The sequence below is a fragment of the Cyclobacterium jeungdonense genome (genome assembly GCF_010994275.1).
GTDB classification, from domain to species: Bacteria; Bacteroidota; Bacteroidia; order Cytophagales; family Cyclobacteriaceae; genus Cyclobacterium; species Cyclobacterium jeungdonense.
Genome location: NZ_WMCD01000019.1, coordinates 1 through 18,364 on the forward strand (window position 1 = coordinate 1; position 18,364 = coordinate 18,364).

Annotated in this window: 18 protein-coding genes; 11 read left to right on the forward strand and 7 right to left on the reverse strand. The window is 45.3% G+C overall.

Translation table 11 applies throughout. The features are described 5' to 3' along the window. Positions 1 to 23: 23 nt before the first annotated feature. Entirely contained in the window at positions 24 to 1,028 is a 1,005-nt protein-coding gene (locus GKS34_RS22755) for a Gfo/Idh/MocA family protein (RefSeq protein ID WP_163387383.1), read from the reverse strand. Positions 1,029 to 1,440: 412 nt separating this feature from the next. On the opposite strand from GKS34_RS22755, the gene GKS34_RS22760 reads away from it, so the two are divergent. Together GKS34_RS22760 and GKS34_RS22765 are read left to right on the forward strand one after the other, a co-directional pair. Continuing rightward, positions 1,441 to 2,841: a Gfo/Idh/MocA family oxidoreductase gene (locus tag GKS34_RS22760; protein WP_163387384.1), complete on the forward strand. Its 1,401-nt coding sequence runs from the start codon at positions 1,441 to 1,443 to the stop codon at positions 2,839 to 2,841. Positions 2,842 to 2,940: 99 nt separating this feature from the next. Beyond that, entirely contained in the window at positions 2,941 to 3,327 is a 387-nt protein-coding gene (locus GKS34_RS22765) for a VOC family protein (RefSeq protein WP_163387386.1), read from the forward strand. Between the two features lie 13 nt (positions 3,328 to 3,340). On the opposite strand, the gene GKS34_RS22770 is transcribed toward GKS34_RS22765, so the two are convergent. The 6 genes from GKS34_RS22770 to GKS34_RS22795 are packed head-to-tail and all read right to left on the reverse strand — an operon-like array spanning position 3,341 to position 7,370. Continuing rightward, positions 3,341 to 4,225: a DUF5777 family beta-barrel protein gene (locus tag GKS34_RS22770; RefSeq protein WP_163387388.1), complete on the reverse strand. Its 885-nt coding sequence runs from the start codon at positions 4,223 to 4,225 to the stop codon at positions 3,341 to 3,343. Further along, complete coding sequence (locus GKS34_RS22775) at positions 4,222 to 4,764, reverse strand: YceI family protein (protein WP_163387390.1); 543 nt, start codon at positions 4,762 to 4,764, stop codon at positions 4,222 to 4,224. The genes GKS34_RS22770 and GKS34_RS22775 overlap by 4 nt, the downstream gene beginning before the upstream one ends. Positions 4,765 to 4,770: 6 nt before the next feature. Next, a complete protein-coding gene (locus GKS34_RS22780; protein ID WP_240459430.1) occupies positions 4,771 to 5,142 on the reverse strand; it encodes a 2-polyprenyl-6-methoxyphenol hydroxylase in 372 nt (123 codons plus the stop codon). Continuing rightward, positions 5,129 to 5,629 (reverse strand): CHRD domain-containing protein, encoded by a 501-nt coding sequence (locus GKS34_RS22785; RefSeq protein ID WP_163387392.1) that lies wholly within the window; start codon positions 5,627 to 5,629, stop codon positions 5,129 to 5,131. Before GKS34_RS22785 ends, GKS34_RS22780 begins: the two co-directional genes overlap by 14 nt. Before the next feature lie 12 nt (positions 5,630 to 5,641). After that, entirely contained in the window at positions 5,642 to 6,835 is a 1,194-nt protein-coding gene (locus GKS34_RS22790; protein WP_163387394.1) for an outer membrane beta-barrel protein, read from the reverse strand. Next, positions 6,807 to 7,370 carry an RNA polymerase sigma factor gene (locus tag GKS34_RS22795; protein ID WP_240459431.1) on the reverse strand — a complete coding sequence of 188 codons (564 nt, stop codon included), beginning with the start codon at positions 7,368 to 7,370 and terminating at the stop codon, positions 6,807 to 6,809. Before GKS34_RS22795 ends, GKS34_RS22790 begins: the two co-directional genes overlap by 29 nt. Positions 7,371 to 8,141: 771 nt before the next feature. Here GKS34_RS22795 and GKS34_RS22800 point away from each other — a divergent pair. From GKS34_RS22800 to GKS34_RS22840, 9 genes are all read left to right on the forward strand, one after another. Beyond that, complete coding sequence (locus tag GKS34_RS22800; RefSeq protein ID WP_163387396.1) at positions 8,142 to 8,657, forward strand: hypothetical protein; 516 nt, start codon at positions 8,142 to 8,144, stop codon at positions 8,655 to 8,657. Between the two features lie 386 nt (positions 8,658 to 9,043). Next, on the forward strand, positions 9,044 to 10,888 hold the full coding sequence (locus tag GKS34_RS22805; protein ID WP_205602135.1) for a rhamnogalacturonan lyase: 1,845 nt from the start codon (positions 9,044 to 9,046) through the stop codon (positions 10,886 to 10,888). Between the two features lie 64 nt (positions 10,889 to 10,952). Further along, positions 10,953 to 11,201, forward strand: coding sequence for a hypothetical protein (locus GKS34_RS22810; protein WP_163387398.1), 249 nt, complete (start codon positions 10,953 to 10,955; stop codon positions 11,199 to 11,201). Between the two features lie 243 nt (positions 11,202 to 11,444). Beyond that, the gene (locus tag GKS34_RS22815; protein ID WP_163387400.1) at positions 11,445 to 14,258 is read left to right on the forward strand and encodes a DUF1553 domain-containing protein; all 2,814 of its coding nucleotides are present in this window, start codon (positions 11,445 to 11,447) and stop codon (positions 14,256 to 14,258) included. Beyond that, positions 14,255 to 15,742: a DUF1501 domain-containing protein gene (locus tag GKS34_RS22820; protein WP_163387402.1), complete on the forward strand. Its 1,488-nt coding sequence runs from the start codon at positions 14,255 to 14,257 to the stop codon at positions 15,740 to 15,742. The genes GKS34_RS22815 and GKS34_RS22820 overlap by 4 nt, the downstream gene beginning before the upstream one ends. 5 nt (positions 15,743 to 15,747) lie before the next feature. Beyond that, a complete protein-coding gene (locus tag GKS34_RS22825) occupies positions 15,748 to 17,199 on the forward strand; it encodes a c-type cytochrome domain-containing protein (RefSeq protein ID WP_163387404.1) in 1,452 nt (483 codons plus the stop codon). 32 nt (positions 17,200 to 17,231) lie between these two features. Next, positions 17,232 to 17,576 (forward strand): RHS repeat-associated core domain-containing protein, encoded by a 345-nt coding sequence (locus GKS34_RS22830; protein ID WP_163387406.1) that lies wholly within the window; start codon positions 17,232 to 17,234, stop codon positions 17,574 to 17,576. After that, positions 17,576 to 18,016, forward strand: coding sequence for a tyrosine-type recombinase/integrase (locus GKS34_RS22835; protein ID WP_163387408.1), 441 nt, complete (start codon positions 17,576 to 17,578; stop codon positions 18,014 to 18,016). The genes GKS34_RS22830 and GKS34_RS22835 overlap by 1 nt, the downstream gene beginning before the upstream one ends. A gap of 73 nt (positions 18,017 to 18,089) precedes the next feature. Beyond that, positions 18,090 to 18,359: a hypothetical protein gene (locus tag GKS34_RS22840; protein ID WP_240459432.1), complete on the forward strand. Its 270-nt coding sequence runs from the start codon at positions 18,090 to 18,092 to the stop codon at positions 18,357 to 18,359. The last annotated feature ends 5 nt before the right edge of the window (positions 18,360 to 18,364 follow it).

An 18,364-nucleotide genomic window follows, 5' to 3' on the forward strand; every position in this document is an offset into this window, starting at 1 on the left:
CCGCCATAATGCCTCCGGGGAAATCAATCAATAGCAACCCATTTTTCGTACTGATCGGACTCAAAAATGGCCTGAAGCACACGGGTGTTCGCACGGGCATTTTCCAAAGAAACGGGGACCGCTGTGTTTTCCAATATAGCGCGTGAAAAGTCATCAGCCTGGGCCGTATACTGATTGGTGGTGGGAAGCACAATTTTTTCCGGGTTGGGTTGCAGAAAGTTCCCGTCATGGATGTACAACTCATTGCCTTGGTCTGAAGGCGCATTGAAGGGAATTCGGACCTCCAAGATCTTTTCCTCCCCATAGAAAAGCATGCGCTGGTAAGGAGTAAGCTGGGTGCTGACGGTAAAAGTCATCTGGATTTCATGGTAGTCAATTAATACGGATCCGAGTTTATCTGTTCTGAATTGGGGATCGTATTCCAGCATGGAAACCAATCTCCCGGGTTCTTTTTCCAAAACAAAACGGGAGGTAAATACCGGATAACAGCCAATGTCCCATATGCCGCCACCTCCTTTTTCCTGAATGTTTCGGATATTATCCTCCTGTACGTTGAAATAGCTAAAAAAACCCTGTATCGCTTTTACTTTTCCAAGGTACCCTTTACGTACCAGTTCTCTCGCTTTGATCCATTGAGGATTTGAAGCAACCATAAAGGCTTCACCCACTTTTACACCTTTCTTATCACGAGCTCTGATGAGATCGTCGATTTCTTCTGCATCCAGTGCGAGGGGCTTTTCACAGAGCACGTGCTTACCTGCATTGATGCATTGAAGCGTGTAAGGCACGTGCAGGTCGTTGGGAAGCGGGTTATAGACCACGTCGATGTCTGGATCCTGGATCAATTCCTCATAAGACCCATAGATTTTCGGAATTCCCAGCTCATTGGCGACGGAGCGGGCTCTTTCAGGGTCTCTGGATGCCAGTCCGTATATTTCGTAATGATGACTGTTTTGCATGGCAGGGATTACTTTTTCCCGGGCTATTTTTGCAGCGCCTAAAACGCCCCATTTAAGTTTTCTATTCATGGAGATGGTTAATTTGGTGAAAAAAGCCTGCCATCAACTTTGGTAGCAGGAATTACTATTGAAAAGCAATTTAAGCGTATTGTGGGCCAAACCAAACCCTACAACTCTGTAATCAACGTAAAATGATTATAAATAAGTACATCTATCAGAATTTGTAAAGGTATTTTGTTTAGAGTTTTAATCTGTAAAAATTATGTTTAATAATATTTAATTTCAATACTAGTATTTAAATAAGTTTTATAAATATAATATACTGTTTCAATGTCAACTATATGACGACGTTTGATTTCTATTAGCAGAGAAAATAGTTGCCAAATTCTTAAATTTTAATTATTATGCAATCGATTGCGCAGAATGGGTTTATTCTTAGTTGTTAACCTTTAGATTCGATCGTTATAACCAATTATTAGCCATGGAAAATAAATTTTCAAGAAGGTCATTTCTGCATGCGGTAAGTTTGCTGGCTGCCGGAACTGCCGTGAGTACACCCCTGATGGGATTTGGAATGAAGAGAAAGCTTAGAGTAGCGCTGGTGGGGACGGGAGTAAGAGGAACTTCCTTTTGGGGAAGAAGACTGGTAGAGCAATATTCAGATATTCTGGAATTTGTAGGCCTGAGTGATATTAATCCGGGAAGACTGGACTACGCGCTGGATTACATGAAAGTGGATTGCCCCACATTTGTTGATTTTGATGAGATGATGGTTAGTACCAAGCCGGATTTACTGATCGTGACTACGATGGATTCCACACACCATGAATTTATTATCAAGGGGCTGGAAGCAGGAAGCGATGTGCTTACAGAAAAGCCACTCACTACTGACGAAAACAAGTGTCAGCAAATCCTTGATGCGGAAGAAAAATCCAGTAAAAACCTGATCGTAGGTTTTAATTACCGATGGAGTCCTTACATCACCAAAATCAAAGAATTGCTTCAAAACAAAGAAATTGGGGAAATTACCTCGGTTGATTTTCATTGGTATCTCAATATTCACCATGGTGCTTCCTATTTCCGTAGATGGCACGGTGTGACTAAAAATAGTGGATCACTATGGGTTCACAAAGCGACTCATCATTTTGACTTGTTAAACTGGTGGTTGGATTCGGATCCAGAGGAAGTATTTGCTTATGGTGATCTGGAACATTACGGAAGCAACGGGCCTTTCAGAGGTAAAAATTGCCGATCTTGCGCCCACAAAGATGACTGTAAGTATTACTGGGATATTACCAAAAGTTCCAGGGACATGAAATTATATGTGGAAAACGAGCATCATGATGGGTATTTCCGTGATGGTTGTGTGTATAGGCATGAGATTGATATTTACGATAAAATGTCTGCCAATATTAAATATGCTAACAATGCGGTAGTTAACTATTCCCTGACAACCTACAGTCCTTACGAAGGGTGGAAAATAGCCTTCAACGGGCAGAATGGAAGAATCGACGCCTGGCTGGATATTCCGTTCATGAGTAATGAAACCATGGATCAGGAAGCACTACATGCTGCCGAAATGAACCAGAATGTAAGTGATGACATGCACCGGGAACCTCTTGTGTTGCACAAAAATTGGGAAGAACCTCAGATCATACAGGTGGTAAGTGAACGTGGAGGCCACGGGGGTGGAGATAAAAGGCTGCATGACAAAATTTTCAAAAATCCGGAGGCAGCGGATCCCTACAACCATGCAGCAGGAATAAGAGATGGCGTCATGTCCGTGCTTATCGGTGTGGCGGCCAGAAACAGTATTCATAGTAAGGGTCCGGTAAAAATAGCTGATCTAACCAGCATCGAACCGAGTCCGAACCGCGCATAAATCATTAATTTTTCCCCTCCATACCGCTCATATTGGGCAATGGAGGGGTTTTTAGTATCTTTCCCAAAATCACCCAATTAAACAATCTAATTTCCGTTTATGAAAATTGAACATATTGCATTAAATGTAAAGCATCCACAAGCCGTTTCCGATTGGTATGAGAAAAACCTGGGCTTAAAGGTCGTTAAGAAAATGGCCAACGCCCCTTTCATGACCTTTTTGGCCGACGATAGCGGCAAAGTAATGATCGAACTATATCAAAATGCCAAGGCTCCGGTATTGGAATATGCCAAGCTGGACCCGCTGATGCTTCATCTGGCATTTGTATCAGAAAACCCAGAGGAGGAAAAAAAACGATTGGTAGAAGCAGGGGCGGAACTAGTGAGTGACGATACATTGGAGGATGGAACACGCCTGCTAATGCTCCGAGACCCCTGGGGCCTGTCCATCCAGTTTTGCAAAAGGGCCAAGCCCATGTTGAAATAAGCGGCTGTTTGATTTAGTTAGGTTTACGCAATTGGAAATTACGGGTGATATTAAAACCAAAATGGATATCTCCATTAAAAAAATCACCTGTAGTAGAAGGAATAAACCCGGTTTCTGTCATTTCCTGGCTGTTGGTAATGTGCAGTTGAAAAACATGGCCACCCGTTTCGATATCCACCCCAAAAGAAACGGGATTAGTGTTGCCGTTATTCCCGTTGGTAAAACGATGGTAATATTCCATGGTTAGGTGGACACTTCTGGTAATTCTATAGCTTGCACCAGCTCCCAGGGCGAAAAGGCCATTTTCTCCATTTCTTTCTCTGACGAGGTTTTGATGAACGTAAGTAGGCATCAACTGAATGGCCGCCAGCTGATTCAATTTGCTTGCTAAAAGAAATTGATGGGAATAGCGTAATCTTCGTTCCAGGTTCATGGGTAACTCTGGTCTGCGTAACGTATTGACGGATGTATTCGAAACCCAGACTATGGAGATCGGAAGGTTTGTTTTAGACTGACCCTGGCGGTGAATGCCGATTTTGACGAATCCATCATACATTTTGTTAAACGAATTTCTTCCAATCCCTAGTGTAAGCCATTCCTCTAATGAATAATCCAGGCCCAACCTCATGTTTGCCTGATCCATACCGAAAAATTGATAGGCTCCGGTATTGACTCTTCCGAAACGGTGTGAAATCAGGAATTCCAAATTCCCTTTTCTTCGGGTTTCCACTGTGTGACCATTGATTAGCCTGACTGCTTTGAACGTAGAGGTTGGACGCTTCCAGTCGGGGTCGGTTTTACTTTCTGACTTCAGTTGATCCAATAGATTCTCCTGGGCTCCAGCAGGAAGGAAAAAATTGGACATTAAGAAGAAAAGGAGTAGGGCTTTGCGTATCATTTTTTGATTTCTTCAAATACAAAATTGGCAGTTACTTCTACCTCCTCTGCGATATTGTAAAACAGAACGGAGGGAATCTGAATATCATGGTCTTCCAGCTTAACCGGGAACACCGCTTCCATTTTAATCTGGTCACCCTCGATTAGAAGCGTACCCGAAATGTCGTAATTAACCGTGACACCATGAATCGTCAGTTTTCCTTTGGCGCGAGCATCCTGAGATCCGGTTTCGGATTGGCTGTAGCCGGTTAGTTTTCCGTCGAATGTAGCTTCAGGATACGTATCGGACTCCATAAATTTTTCGTTGAAGTGTTGCTGCATCAGGGATTTTGGAAAGCGGAAAGCTTTTATAGGAACCAGGAAGGCAAGACTTCCCGTTTCCGTGTTGAACAACCCAGTTACCGCATTATTCTTTGCCTTAATGTCCTCTACAGGGGCACTGCTAAAGAATACTACCTCTCCTGTTTCCGTTTTGTAATTCTGCGCCCTGGCCGTGACCAGGGTAAGCAGACAAAAGATCGTTAAAATTATATTTTTCATAAAGGTTTAATTATCCAAGGCACCTTGATCTACCCAACAAAAGATGTTTTCTTTTTGAGATTCGCTAAGTTGTTTTCCGGAACTCCCAGGCGGCATGTAATCACTTTGGGTAAAGTTTTTGATCTGGTCTGCGTGTTGAAGAATATTTTCTTTGAGTGTTAGGTTTACGCGATTGGTTCCTGACACATGGCATCCTGAAATGGCACAGTTTTGATTGATAATCGGAATTATGTCATTTGATAGTGATACCGATTCGACGCACCGTTCCTCCTGGTCATCAGGTTCTATATCCTCCTCATTTTCACTCGTACAGGCTAGAAAAGAACACGAAAGAATTACCAGGAAACCCGGTAAAAGGTAGTTTTTAATAGTCATCATTGGTGGTATCATTAGGGTTAGAATCATTGTTTGCCTGGCTATTACTGCCAATATCGCCACGAGCAATTAGCGTCGACATGGAGGTAGCACTTAGATGCACGTTAACATGACCGTCGAAATTCAACAGCCCCTCATAATCAATTGGTGTACCGTCACCCATTTGAGTGACCACTGTTTCACTAACGCCTGTTGCACCTGCGACGTCATTTAATCCAATTGCAATCCCCCCACCATCACTGGCTGAATTTCGATGAACATGGGCAGGATGAGCATCTCCCGCTGTTGTTCCCTCCAATTCAATGCGGATCAGGGTACTCGTCTCGCTTTCTTTGGTGAACGTGACGGTCCCCTGGATAGAAGGGTCCGACACCGAATTCAATGTATACGCTTTCTGAATAACCCGAGGACTTTCATCCTCTTTCTCACAGGCCATTGTGAATAGCGCAAAAACTAATAGCAGCATTACGTTTGATTGAACCGATTTCATAATTTCTGTTGTTTAAAATTTTAAGATTTGATTTGACGGGTAATAGTTGATACCGAAGAAAATACCTATGCTTTTTAGATCCAGGTTTCCTGCGCCTATACCCACCAAGGGTACCCGGAAATAGGGCTCTGCCTGAATCGTAAATTTTTTACTTAACTTCTGTTCGTAGCCCATTCCGATATTCCACACGCCAAAGACATGCTGGTTATCACCATTTATTTCCATTTCCTGTGTGTAGCTATTTCCACTATAGTTTTCATAGGTTAGTGAATATTTTTCTTTCAACATGATATAAGAGGACAAGCCTGAGCTAATAAACCATCGGTTTTTTGATTTGCTGATGGGGTAATATTTCAGGTTTATGGGGATCTCTATTAGCCAGCAATCTCCGATCATTGCCTGATGGGAAGTGTCATACCCCTCCCAATACCCTTCACCGCCCCGATACCTTTTTTGCCCATGAAGCGCGCCTACTGAAAATCCCCATCTACGACTGATTGAATAATCCAGGCGAACACCGATGCTTCTTCCGAAAGCCGGAAAATGGTCGAATTGTATGGCACTGAAATCTGGTGAAAGCATTATTCCCAGTGCCATATTTTGGTGGTGAATGAATGGTTCGCTTGGTGCAAACTTAATGCCTGAGCCCTTATGAATTCCGGTATTATTCTCTACCGGAGAAATGCGGTTAAATTTTTCAAACAAGTTCCATTTCGAATCTGAATCCCATTTTAGGTAAATGGGTTTAGCTGTGCTTTCCGGTAAGTCCTCTTTCGGGAAAGAGTCAGAGGTTAGGACTTGGCTGCGATTTTTTATGGATGCATCTGCAGTCTGTTCGTTGTTATTCTTAACATACTTCATTGACGGCATTTTTTTTGCGAGGATTTTTATCCGATAATCGTCATATAAATCTAATTCCGTTAGCAACAAGGAAGATGCTGACAGTAGCGGAGTTTCGTCTCCTGTTTTAAAGGGACCATCTGAAACCGCCATCCAAACTGTGAAAAGAAGCCCTGCGATAAAAAGAGGGCCTAACAAATACCACTTAAACCCATTGACAGGGCGAGCTACTTTTTTATTGCCAGCCATCCTTTTTTCAAACCTATCCCAGTCCTGAGAATTGTAGGGGATTTCAGGATCAGAGGATAATTTTTTAAAGAAATCATCCAGCTCTTTATCAGTCATTTTTGATACCTGCTTCTTCATGATTTCTAACAGTTAACATGGCCCTCAGCTTTTGTCTTGCCCTGTGGAGGTTTGATTTTGACGTTCCCACAGAAATTCCTAGCAATTCCGAAATTTCCTGATGATCGTATCCTTCAATCGCATATAAATTAAATACCGTTCTATACTGCATCGGAAGCGCCTGAATTAATTGGATCATGTCCATGTATTTCAGATCATCAGAGGCATTTTTTCCAAGATCTGGGATTTCCGAAACTTTCTCCAAACCTATATTCTGGGAATGGTTTTGATTTTTTTTGTAGTAATTGATGGCCCCGTTTATCAATATTCTTCTAAACCAAAGGGTAAAAGGACGTTTGGGATCATACCGGTCAAAGTAATGGAATACTTTCAGGTAGCCGTCGTGAAGTATTTCCACACTTTCTTCCCTGCTTGCTGAATAACGGAGACAAATGCTCATTCCATAGCTGTAAAACTGCTTATACAGCACTTCCTGACTCTTTCGGTCTGCTTTGGAAATTCCATCTATAAGCTTATTTGACAAGTATTTTTCCACATTTGCTGGGTTTGTATTTGTCTGTACAGGCGGGAACACCAATTGGTTGCGTGAGTGACAGTAATTTACGCAATAGTATGGATCTGCTTTTTATAAGTATGCGAATAATATTTTAATTTTTTTAACTAACACAAGCGATATAGATTTTGAAATCGCAAACCAGTATGAGTTGCCTTTGCCGTGTTTGCACAAATTCGATTGTTGTAGATTCGGCTGTCCTTTTTTTGCTATTGCCGAGACTTCCGGAAATCAAAGAAGGGTTCGAAAGCAAAAACGAGTTTCGGTTTGACCTTGATTATCCATTGGTGGGCGAAGCGTATTGGGCTAGACGTCCAGGTTGAAAGGTATTAAATTCATGTTTTTTCGGTTCCTGCCGCACCAAAATGGAATCGGACATTTGCGGTGGGACATGATACCCATGACGAAACTCGCCTGTTATAATCCGAAACATTCAGTTTTAAGAAGGCTAGTGCTAGCCCATACCCTTTACCTTGATAAAAAAAGATAGCGGGGGGGTGTCAATTATCTGTCCACTGGTGTTTTATCCCTTAAAAGGGAAGCAAAATTCTTTTCTATATTGAGTAGCATTTTAATCTCAGGTATCGTTACTTTTTCTCCTGCTATAGTGGACAGTAGGAGGGAATTAACGAACCTAAGGCTGGATGGAGTTGAATATACCGATGTAATTTGGTTCTCTCGTTCCGCCCCGGGCGAAATAATTATTAAGATTTTGAACCTTTACGTTTTTTAATTATCCATCTTGATGAAAAAATGGAAAAATTCATCATTATCGTGTTTCTGCTCTTATCGCAGGTAGGGTATTCTCAAGTTTACCTTTCTTCCAACTCACAGCATAGGAATAGTGAATTCAAGACCGAAGAAGGTTTTTCTGTATTTGCGCCAAAAAAATCAATACAGCTAAAAACGGTAAAAAGCGTGCTCGGCCTACAAATTGGAATCGCGGAGCCCATTCTCGGATTGTCTTACGAGCGTTTATTTTCCTCAAAACTGGCCGCAGAGGTTGCCATCGGATTGATATGCGTGTCTATTGGTCCCAAGGTGTATTTTTCGCCAGTCAGGCCAGAGAAAGTGAATTTTTATGTTGGAGTAATCGGGGGAGCGGGATACTTTTCCGAAGGATCCTATGGGTATCTACCGATAGGTATCAGCCGTTTGTGGAAAAACTATATCATGCTCAGTTTTGATGTCGGACCCCATACTGGTAATGTGTATAGCGATGGTGAATTTGGCCCCGGGGCACGTTTTAAAGTGGGTAAAGCCTTTTGAAAATACTATTCCGGAAGAATTCAGCCAGAAAACCTTTCGTTTACGTTTATTAATCGACATTTTTTTCCGAAAGAAATCGATCTTAGAAACCTTGAACACGAGCCGCGGTACCCACGCGTTGATTTGGGCTCCTTACCAAACCATTTCCTGTATAAGAAAGAGGTGCCAGGATTTTGTCCTTTTGTTTTTCGTGTACGATTTGTCGGACGAAATCCTGCGGAATATTTTCGAAGCATGGTGTCTGATTAGGCGAGTTTTAACGGCGGATGACTAGTCTGATTTTGGTGCGGATTGCCGTTTCAGCAGATACAGTTCATTTCGGGCTTACCTGAAAATGCGTATATTAACGCTCTTTTAGGAATGAGGAAAATGAAGACGAAATAAAAATGATACCTGTAAATGGATTCCGAATTACCTGCAGCATAGTGCTAGTTACGCTTAGTCTGTCAGTTCTTGGACAACGGCAAATGGAAGCCCTGGACCGTGGCCTGATCGGCCTGCCGACTGGTAAGGGAGGGGTATTTCTAAGCTGGCGCCTGTTAGGAAATGAGTCCATGGACACCGGATTTGACGTTTTCAGGAGATACGAAGGCGGTCAGGAAGAGAAAATTAATGATTTCCCTTTAACCAATAAAACCTATTTTGAAGATCTCCATGTTGATCTGGATCGCAAGCCCGGATATTTTCTCAAGAGCGAATCCCAGGGACGGAGCAAGCAAATTTCAGTTTGGGAAAAATCCTACCTGGAAATTCCTTTGCAAATACCAGAGGGTTATCGTCCCAACGATACTTCCGTCGGTGATCTGACCGGAGATGGTCGGTATGAATTGGTGGTGCACATGAGCGGAAGATCCAAAGACAATTCTCAGAATGGCTTTACCGACCCGCCCATACTCCAGGCATATTCCCTGGAGGGAAGGATGCTTTGGGAAATCAATTTGGGCATCAATATCAGAGAAGGAGCACACTACACCCAGTTTATGGTATACGATCTGGATGGGGATGGTATAGCCGAAATAGCCTGTAAGACGGCAGATGGCAGTAGGGATGGTCTAGGAAAGGTAATTGGAGATGGGACACAGGATTGGAGAAACGAAGATGGAAAAATTTTGCAGGGACCTGAGTACTTGACCGTTTTTTCCGGGCAGACGGGTCAGGCCTTGTCCACCGTGGACTACATTCCGGGCAGAGGGGATTTATGCGGATGGGGAGGTGAAGGAGGAAACGGCGGCAATGATTGTACCGGAAACCGGGTGGACCGGTTTCTGGCAGGAGTTGCTTATTTGGATGGCAAAAAACCATCCTTGCTAATGGCGAGAGGGTATTACGGCAGATCAGTAGTTGCTGCCTGGGATTTTGATGGAGAAGAGCTTAAATCCAGATGGGTGTTTGACTCGGAGGGAAGAGAAAACCCCTATTCCGGGCAAGGAAATCATAGTTTAAGCATTAATGATATTGATGGAGATGGGAAAGATGAGGTTGTCTACGGGGCGATGGCCATAGACGATGATGGCAGCGGTAGCTACAGCACGGGGCTCCGGCATGGGGACGCCCTGCACGTCAGCCGTTTTCACCCGGACTACCCGGATCAGCTGGTTTGGGGAATTCATGAAAACGAAACCAACGAGACAGGATTTGGAGTGGCTTTGTACAATGCCCGCACAGGAGAAATCATTTGGGGGGCGGCTGAGGGAACTGACGTAGGAAGAGGGTTGGCTGCCGACATTGATCCACGGCATGAGGGAGCAGAATTTTGGTGGAACGGAACCGAAGGATTGTACAATTTTCAGGGAGAAGAAATTGGAGAAAAACCAAACAGCATCAATTTCGCCATTTGGTGGGATGGAGACCTACTTAGAGAATTGCTGGACGAAAATCGCATCGATAAATGGGATTATAAAGAGGAGCGGCTTCGTAATTTACTGACCGCCGAGGGATCTGGATCGAATAATGGCTCCAAGGCCACGCCAGCGCTGTCCGCAGATTTGTTTGGAGATTGGAGGGAGGAAGTTATCTTCAGAACGGAGGATAACCAATCACTGAGAATTTATACCACTACGGAAGCTACGTCACACCGGTTTGCGACCCTTATGCACAATCCCCAATACCGTCTCAGCATTGCCTGGCAAAACGTAGGATACAATCAACCGCCTCATACGGATTTTTATTTAGGTGTGGGCATGGAGGCTCCAATAAGACCTGAAATTGAGGTAGTAAAAATAAGTGAATAAAATTTTACCTTTTCAGGACACTTTGCCTGTAGCCTTCGTATAGGGTAAAAGCCAAACAATAAGCATGAAGAGTAAATGGTTGTTTTTGCCCGATGTTATTCTGGTATTGCTGTTATGTCTGACTTGTGAAAGGCATGAGATGCAGCATACGGGGGGGAGGGGCAATTCACAACTTTCTGATGTTCCTGTTGAACAGCCCTGGGAAAACAGTATGACCTTTCAAAAGGATAAAAAACAAAAAAGCTGGAAAAAATTAATTCAGGCTGCAAATGATTCACCCGGCAGTTTGATGAGACAATACATTAAAGATTAAGTTGGTGATTTTTTAATTGTTCTTTTTGGAAAAGGTAGGTGCTCCTGCACTTACCTTTTTTTAATATTAGCTAAACAAACAGGGAAAGCATGGAACGCCTATTTTCCGCACATCCAAATGGTTAGAATATGTCTGATTTACCGAAAATAGTATAAAATGAACCATAGGTAATGGTACAGTTTGAATTCATGCCTTTTTTAATTACTTTGTTTCGGATATTGACGCTGTTGGCAATACTTGTATATGCGCACCCAAAGAAAATACATTACCTATTCCTTTTCCATTCTATTTTTGCTGGGCCTTTTGGTTTGGATTCTGCGGGTAATACCCCTTGAAAACAAGCACCAAATCGTTCCTGGTATCGTTTTGGGAGAACGAGTCGATTATAACCGGGACATCCGACCCATTGTCAACAACAAGTGCATCGCCTGCCACGGTGGGGTTAAAAAGTCAGGAGGCTTCAGCCTACTTTTTGAGGAAGAAGCCCTGGCAGTCAACGAATCAGGTAAGCGAGCCATCGTACCCGGAAATGTCTGGAAAAGTGAGCTAATCAACCGTATCAAACACCAGGATCCGGAATACCGGATGCCGTTGGAAGAAGAACCCCTATCGGAAGAGGAGATCGAATTATTTACCAAATGGGTCAATCAGGGTGCTGTCTGGGATGACCATTGGGCCTACAAACCACCACTGGCGCAGGAAGTACCGGACAGGAATAACCCCTGGGTAATCAATGATATCGATCGATTTGTCATGCAGAAGCTGGAGGAGAAGGAATTCCGCCCAAACCCCTTATCGGACAGGTATTCGCTCATTCGCAGGCTTAGCTTTGATACCCGGGGCTTGCCTCCCGATCTGGATGAGGTTCAAGCCTATTTGGAAGACAGTTCTGAAAATGCGTATGAGAAACTGGTGGATCGATTCCTGGATTCCCCAGCCTATGGAGAGAAATGGGCGGCTATGTGGATGGATTTAGCGAGGTATGCAGACTCCAAAGGCTATGAGGCGGACCGGCCCCGAAAGATCTGGAAATACAGGGACTGGCTGATCCAGGCTTTTAACGAAAACATGCCCTACGACCAGTTTGTCACCGAACAACTTGCGGGTGATTTATTCTCCAACCCAACCGATGAAAACTACATCGCCACCGCATTCCATCGCAATACCATGAATAACGATGAAGGTGGGACCGATAACGAAGAATTTCGGGTCGCGGCTGTGTTGGACAGGGTAAATACCACCTGGTCTGTAATACAGGGAACGACGATGGAATGCGTGCAGTGTCACAGCCATCCTTACGATCCGATTCGACACGAGGATTACTACCGTAGCCTGGCTTTTTTTAATCAGACTGCTGATGCGGACATTCCCAGCGAGGCTCCGGTCTTGATCGATTTTAAGTCAGAAGAAGACCAGGAAAAATTGAAAAGAATTCAAACCTGGGTCAGTCAAGAAGGAAGTCAACAAAAGGAACAGCATCCGGATTACTTTACCCGTTTGATCCGTTTGGGCGAAGCTAAAATCCATCCCCATTATTTCGAACAAATGGATAAGGGCATTCCCGTGAAAGGTACGTCCACATTTAAAGTAGCGTCTGATATTTTTTCGAGGACCCGGAACTTACCCTTTGTTGGCGAAGACCGGATCATGTTTAAGGTTAGAGCCGAAAAAGGAAAAGGGAAAATTAGCTTTCGGCTGGATAGCCTGAAAGGACGGGAAATTGGATCCTGGAATGTCCATCCTAAAACCAAAACACGGTTTAACGAAGAAACAAAAGAGGATGAAACGTATTCGGTGATGGAGGTTATATCCATCCCGGTAAAACCCATGCAGGGGACTCATGATTTGTACCTGGCCTACGAAGGAGTAGAAGGAGAGGACCTCACCTGTACCTTCGAATGGGTTCTATTGCACCATGCACTTCCCGGGGAGGAAAAGGAAGGATACGAGAAGGTTGAAAAGGCATTTTACGAACTTTACAATTCGGAAGAGGAAAAAGAAACGACACCTGTAATGGTTTCCCTTCCGCAGCGATACCAGCGTGAAACCCGGGTTTTCGAAAAAGGAAGCTGGATGGTGCCAGGTGAACCGGTCTCCCCGGGAGTTCCTGCCATTTGGAACCCCTTTGACGAAGCCTATCGTCCGGACCGCCTTGGGTTTAGTCAGTGGCTTTTTAGTCCTGATAATCCGCTAACAGCTCGCGTAATGGTCAATAGACTCTGGGAACAATTATTCGGAAGGGGTTTGGTCTCTTCGATGGAGGATTTTGGTTCGCAGGGATACGCAGCAACTCATCCTGAACTATTAGATTGGTTGGCCTTGCGGTTTTCACAAGACTTGGAATGGGATATCAAAAAGCTACTCAAGGAAATGTTGATGTCTGCCACCTACCGCCAATCCTCCCATTTTAAAGATCAAAGGGAAGATCCGGACCCCTTAAACGAGTGGCTGGCCAGAGGCCCCCGCCTTAGGTTGACTGCCGAGCAGATAAGAGATCAGGCGTTGGCCGTTTCCGGTCTGTTGAGCGAAAAAATGGGAGGACCCAGCGTCATGCCGGAGCAGCCGGAGGGCATCTGGCAGGTAGTGTATAGCGGGGACCAGTGGCTAACCAGCAAAGGGGAAGACAAGCACCGCAGAGCACTTTATACCTTTTGGAGGCGAACCAGCCCTTATCCTTCCATTATTGCCTTTGATGCCCCAAGTAGGGAATTTTGCCTGCCCAAACGCATCGCTACCAATACACCGCTTCAGGCTCTGGTGACATTAAATGATCCGGTTTATCTGGAGGCTGCAATTGCACTAGGCCGAAAAGTGCTGGAGAATTACACAGAGGACGAGGAGCGACTCGCCCTATTATATAGCTTGGCGATGAGGAGAGGAATCGACCCCGATAAATTGGGGGATTTGCGTAGGTTGCTTCGGCAAAGCCAAAGCTATTTTGAAATCCAGCCCGATGCCATTTGCCAGTTGGTAGGAGAGGAAAATAAAGAGTTGGCGGTATACACCGTTGTTGCAAATGCCGTAATGAATCTGGACGAATTTCTAATGAAGTCATGAGTAAACGAATAAGTTTAGCCGACGAACAACGATACCGATACCTGCAGAGTAAAACCCGCAGGCACTTTCTGAAACAATGCACCACCGGATTGGGAGCACTGGCCCTTGGTGGCATGATGGGTTGTCAAAAGTCCGGTGAGGTGCAAGCCGTGGAATCACAGGTGGATAGCCTGCTTCGGCAGGTACCTCACTTTGCTCCAAAGGCAAAACGCATCATTTACCTGCACATGGCCGGTGCGCCCTCGCAGTTGGAATTGTTTGATTACAAACCGGAACTGGCAAAACTGGACGGGAAGGATTGTCCTCAATCCCTTTTGGAGGGAAAAAAGTTTGCCTTTATTCAGGGAATACCCAAAATGCTGGGGCCTCAGGCTGTTTTCAGACCCAGAGGAGAATCCGGAATGATGGTGTCCGATAATTTACCCCATTTTTCAACCATTGTGGATGACGTGGCCTTGATCAAAACCATGCATACGGATGAGTTTAACCACGCTCCGGCACAATTGCTGTTGCAGACGGGCTCACCAAGATTGGGCAGGCCCAGTATGGGTAGCTGGGTAACCTATGGGCTGGGTTCGGAAAACGAGGATTTGCCAGGTTTTATGGTGTTGGTATCCGGAGGAAATACGCCCGACGCGGGTAAATCCGTATGGGGCAGTGGCTTCTTACCTTCCGTGTACCAGGGAGTCCAATGCCGGTCCGAAGGAGACCCGGTCCTTTATGTTTCAAATCCTTCCGGCATGGATGGGTCCTTGCGGAAGCAGACCATTGATGCCATTAACCGGATCAATGAGAAAGAACACCAGGAATTTGGCGATCCGGAGACCCTGACCCGTATCTCCCAATACGAAATGGCCTACCGCATGCAAACATCCGTGCCCGACGTCATGGATATTAAGGATGAGCCGGATTATATACACGAGATGTACGGTACCGAGCCGGGAAAAACTTCTTTTGCCAACAACTGCTTGCTGGCCAGAAGGCTGGTAGAAAAGGGCGTTCGCTTTGTGCAATTATTTGATTGGGGCTGGGACATGCACGGAGTGGCGGAACGGGAATCCCTTGACGAGGGACTCCCCATTAAGTGCAAGCCGGTAGACCGGGCCATGACGGCATTGGTCAAGGATTTAAAGCAACGCGGTTTGCTGGACGAAACGCTTGTGGTATGGGGAGGGGAGTTTGGGCGTACCCCCATGCAGGAAAACAGGGGAGGTATGGAATGGCCTTTCAAGGGAAGGGATCACCACACCGAGGCTTTTCCAATATGGATGGCCGGAGGTGGTGTAAAAGGAGGTTTGACTTATGGTGAAACCGATGAAATAGGCTATTATGGTATAAAAGATAAAGTACACGTCCATGATTTACAGGCAAGTATTTTGCATTTGATGGGTATGGATCACGAAAAATTTACCTATTTTGCCCAGGGAAGGGATTTTAGGTTGACGGACGTGTCAGGAAAAGTAATACATAAATTATTCGCATAAATTACATGGAGCTATCATCAGACATCATCATCTTCTTCGGAAGGTTTCACCCCTTGTTTTTACACCTTCCCATTGGCTTTTTAGCCCTGGGATTCCTTATGGAATTTCTTTCCCGCCGGGAAAAGTTTGCCTACCTGAAGCCGGCGATAGGCTTTGTCCTGGGGTTGGGAGCACTTTCCGCTCTGGTGACAGCCATACTGGGATTAATGCTGGCGCAGGCAGGAGACTATGGAGAAGATTTGTTATTTGTTCATCAGTGGTCCGGAATTCTTTTGGTGCTCTTTGCCTTCGGTACCTGGTGGCTGTACGGCCAAAAGGAGAAGAAGGCAAACCTGAAATTTAACCGGGCTTACCTGGGCTCCTTCTCCCTGATGATGGTATTTCTGGCGGTGGCTGGACATTATGGCGGATCCCTGACCCACGGCGCAAATTACCTGACCCAATACCTGCCCGATGGAATAAAACAACTCGCCGGTATGCCGGTTGAACAAAAAGGACCCCAATTAATAGAAAATCTGGATGAGGCCGTGGTGTATACCGAAATCATCCATCCCATCATGGAAATTCGCTGCAACTCCTGTCACAACGCCAGCAAGAAGAAGGGGGATTTGCAAATGCATACAAAAGAGGCCCTGATGAAAGGAGGGGAAAATGGACCCATTTTTCAGGCAGGAAATGCGGCCGAAAGCGAAATGATCAAACGTATCCACCTGGACCAAAATCACGATGACCACATGCCCCCAAAAGGCAAATCGCAATTATCGGACGAACAAGTATTGCTACTGGAATGGTGGATCAACGAAGGAGCTCCCTTCGATAAAAAAGTACCCGAACTCGAAGCAAATCAGGAGATACAATCCGTATTGCTAACCCTAACTGATCCCAATGCGAATAAATCCGAAGTGGAGATCCTGCTGGCAGAAGGAACCACCCCTCCGGATCCGGAAAAATTAAAAGGCTATACCGAGCAGGGAATTGCGGTGAAGTCCCTTTCCAACGATTCCAACTGGCTGCAGGTGACTTTGTCTGCAAAGGATTCCGTCAATGTAGTATTACAGCGGTTGGCGACCGACTTCCCAGAGCAAATTACCTGGCTGGATGTCAAAGACACGCCGTTGACGGATGAGGGGCTGGTCGCAGTGGGAAAAATGAAAAACCTCACCCGCCTACGAGTGGAAAAAACAAGCATTACCGATGCTGGCTTGGCTCATATAGCGGATCTGGAATACCTGGAATCCCTAAACCTATATGGAACCGAGGTCAGTGATGCCGGCCTGGAGCATCTGGTAGGGCTTCCCAATCTGAGGCGTCTTTACGCCTGGGAGACCCAAATCAGTCCGGAAGGGGCCGCAGCGTTTAATGAAGAGGGGAGTCAGGTTGAAATCAATTTGGGGTATGAAGTAAATGTAATCGATTCCCTTAATGTAGAGGTGAAGCCGGTGGCAAATTTAGAGTAAAACGGCAGCCGTACGACCGGGGAGAATGGTGAATGTATCGTTATGGGTTCAATGGCAAGGAGGCTGATGACGAGATAAAAGGTTCTGGAAAATCCTATACGACGCATTTCAGACAGCATGATCCTTGGATTGGCAGGACCTGGAGCAGGGAGCCCAAGAATCAGTATGCGTCTCCCTATGTCATGCTGGGCAAAAGCCCGGTGAACTGTACGGACCCTGACGGGGCCTGGTTTTGGGAGAAGACCCACGTGAGGCAGGCCAGGCAATTTGCCAGGAAGACGGGGGACGATTTCGAAAAGTGGAAAGGGGACGACGGTAAGAGATACGCCGGAGTTACTGTAAGTCATGCAGATCAGGGCTCCGGAACCTGGTACTGATGGGCCTTTTGGTTTACCAGGGACTGTTACAGACCGAATTGGAACAGCTGAAAATCACCGATGTGAACCTGGCCGGCGGAAGTGTGTACATCAAAGGGACGCCAAAGACCAACAGCAGGGAATTGCAGCAGAAACCCAAACAGATCATGCTTTTTCATGAGTACCTCAGCCAGGTCAGGCCGGAACTTCTAAAAGACAATGAAAGAGAAGCACTACTGATCGGCAGCCATCAGAACGCAATAACTGCGGAAGATATCAATAAGCAGGTTACATGGAGCTTTAAGGGGCTTTATGCACCCAGGAGGGTCACCTGCCGGACGATCAGGCAAAGTGCCATCACGAACCTTTTAAGGTCGGAGCACGAACTGAGGATTGTCCAGGTGTTCGCCGGTCACAAATACCCGTCGGCTACGGAGAAATACAAACAGGCACAGCTTTAAGAGCTGAAAAGGGCGGTGTTGAAATATCATCCTTTGAAATGAAACCCACAAATCCCAAAAAAACGTTAACTTTATGAGGACAATACATGATAGAGGAATGGACATCAAAGCAGAAAAACTATACCTGATAGAACAGCTGGCAAGACTGGAAGATATAGAGATAATACATCAGATCAAAGATATATTGAGTTCCCAGAAAGAACCAATAGCCGGTTATAAACCGGGCGGCGGCCCCATTACCAGGTCAGAATTGGTAGCCAGGGCAAGGGACTCAAATAAAGCCATCAAAGAAGGAAGGGTGATCAGTATTGAGGAGCTGGAAAAAGAATCGGAAAACTGGTAAGCAGG

What these genes read in the sequence shown, in the direction of transcription:
- GKS34_RS22815 (WP_163387400.1), top strand. Translation starts at nt 11,445, where the DNA reads ATGCGCACCCAAAGAAAATACATTACCTATTCCTTTTCCATTCTATTT.
- GKS34_RS22785 (WP_163387392.1), bottom strand. Translation starts at nt 5,629, where the DNA reads ATGAAATCGGTTCAATCAAACGTAATGCTGCTATTAGTTTTTGCGCTA.
- GKS34_RS22835 (WP_163387408.1), top strand. Translation starts at nt 17,576, where the DNA reads ATGGGCCTTTTGGTTTACCAGGGACTGTTACAGACCGAATTGGAACAG.
- GKS34_RS22790 (WP_163387394.1), bottom strand. Translation starts at nt 6,835, where the DNA reads ATGAAGAAGCAGGTATCAAAAATGACTGATAAAGAGCTGGATGATTTC.
- GKS34_RS22820 (WP_163387402.1), top strand. Translation starts at nt 14,255, where the DNA reads ATGAGTAAACGAATAAGTTTAGCCGACGAACAACGATACCGATACCTG.
- GKS34_RS22760 (WP_163387384.1), top strand. Translation starts at nt 1,441, where the DNA reads ATGGAAAATAAATTTTCAAGAAGGTCATTTCTGCATGCGGTAAGTTTG.
- GKS34_RS22780 (WP_240459430.1), bottom strand. Translation starts at nt 5,142, where the DNA reads ATGATGACTATTAAAAACTACCTTTTACCGGGTTTCCTGGTAATTCTT.
- GKS34_RS22775 (WP_163387390.1), bottom strand. Translation starts at nt 4,764, where the DNA reads ATGAAAAATATAATTTTAACGATCTTTTGTCTGCTTACCCTGGTCACG.
- GKS34_RS22805 (WP_205602135.1), top strand. Translation starts at nt 9,044, where the DNA reads ATGATACCTGTAAATGGATTCCGAATTACCTGCAGCATAGTGCTAGTT.
- GKS34_RS22755 (WP_163387383.1), bottom strand. Translation starts at nt 1,028, where the DNA reads ATGAATAGAAAACTTAAATGGGGCGTTTTAGGCGCTGCAAAAATAGCC.
- GKS34_RS22800 (WP_163387396.1), top strand. Translation starts at nt 8,142, where the DNA reads ATGGAAAAATTCATCATTATCGTGTTTCTGCTCTTATCGCAGGTAGGG.
- GKS34_RS22765 (WP_163387386.1), top strand. Translation starts at nt 2,941, where the DNA reads ATGAAAATTGAACATATTGCATTAAATGTAAAGCATCCACAAGCCGTT.
- GKS34_RS22825 (WP_163387404.1), top strand. Translation starts at nt 15,748, where the DNA reads ATGGAGCTATCATCAGACATCATCATCTTCTTCGGAAGGTTTCACCCC.
- GKS34_RS22830 (WP_163387406.1), top strand. Translation starts at nt 17,232, where the DNA reads ATGTATCGTTATGGGTTCAATGGCAAGGAGGCTGATGACGAGATAAAA.
- GKS34_RS22840 (WP_240459432.1), top strand. Translation starts at nt 18,090, where the DNA reads ATGAGGACAATACATGATAGAGGAATGGACATCAAAGCAGAAAAACTA.
- GKS34_RS22770 (WP_163387388.1), bottom strand. Translation starts at nt 4,225, where the DNA reads ATGATACGCAAAGCCCTACTCCTTTTCTTCTTAATGTCCAATTTTTTC.
- GKS34_RS22810 (WP_163387398.1), top strand. Translation starts at nt 10,953, where the DNA reads ATGAAGAGTAAATGGTTGTTTTTGCCCGATGTTATTCTGGTATTGCTG.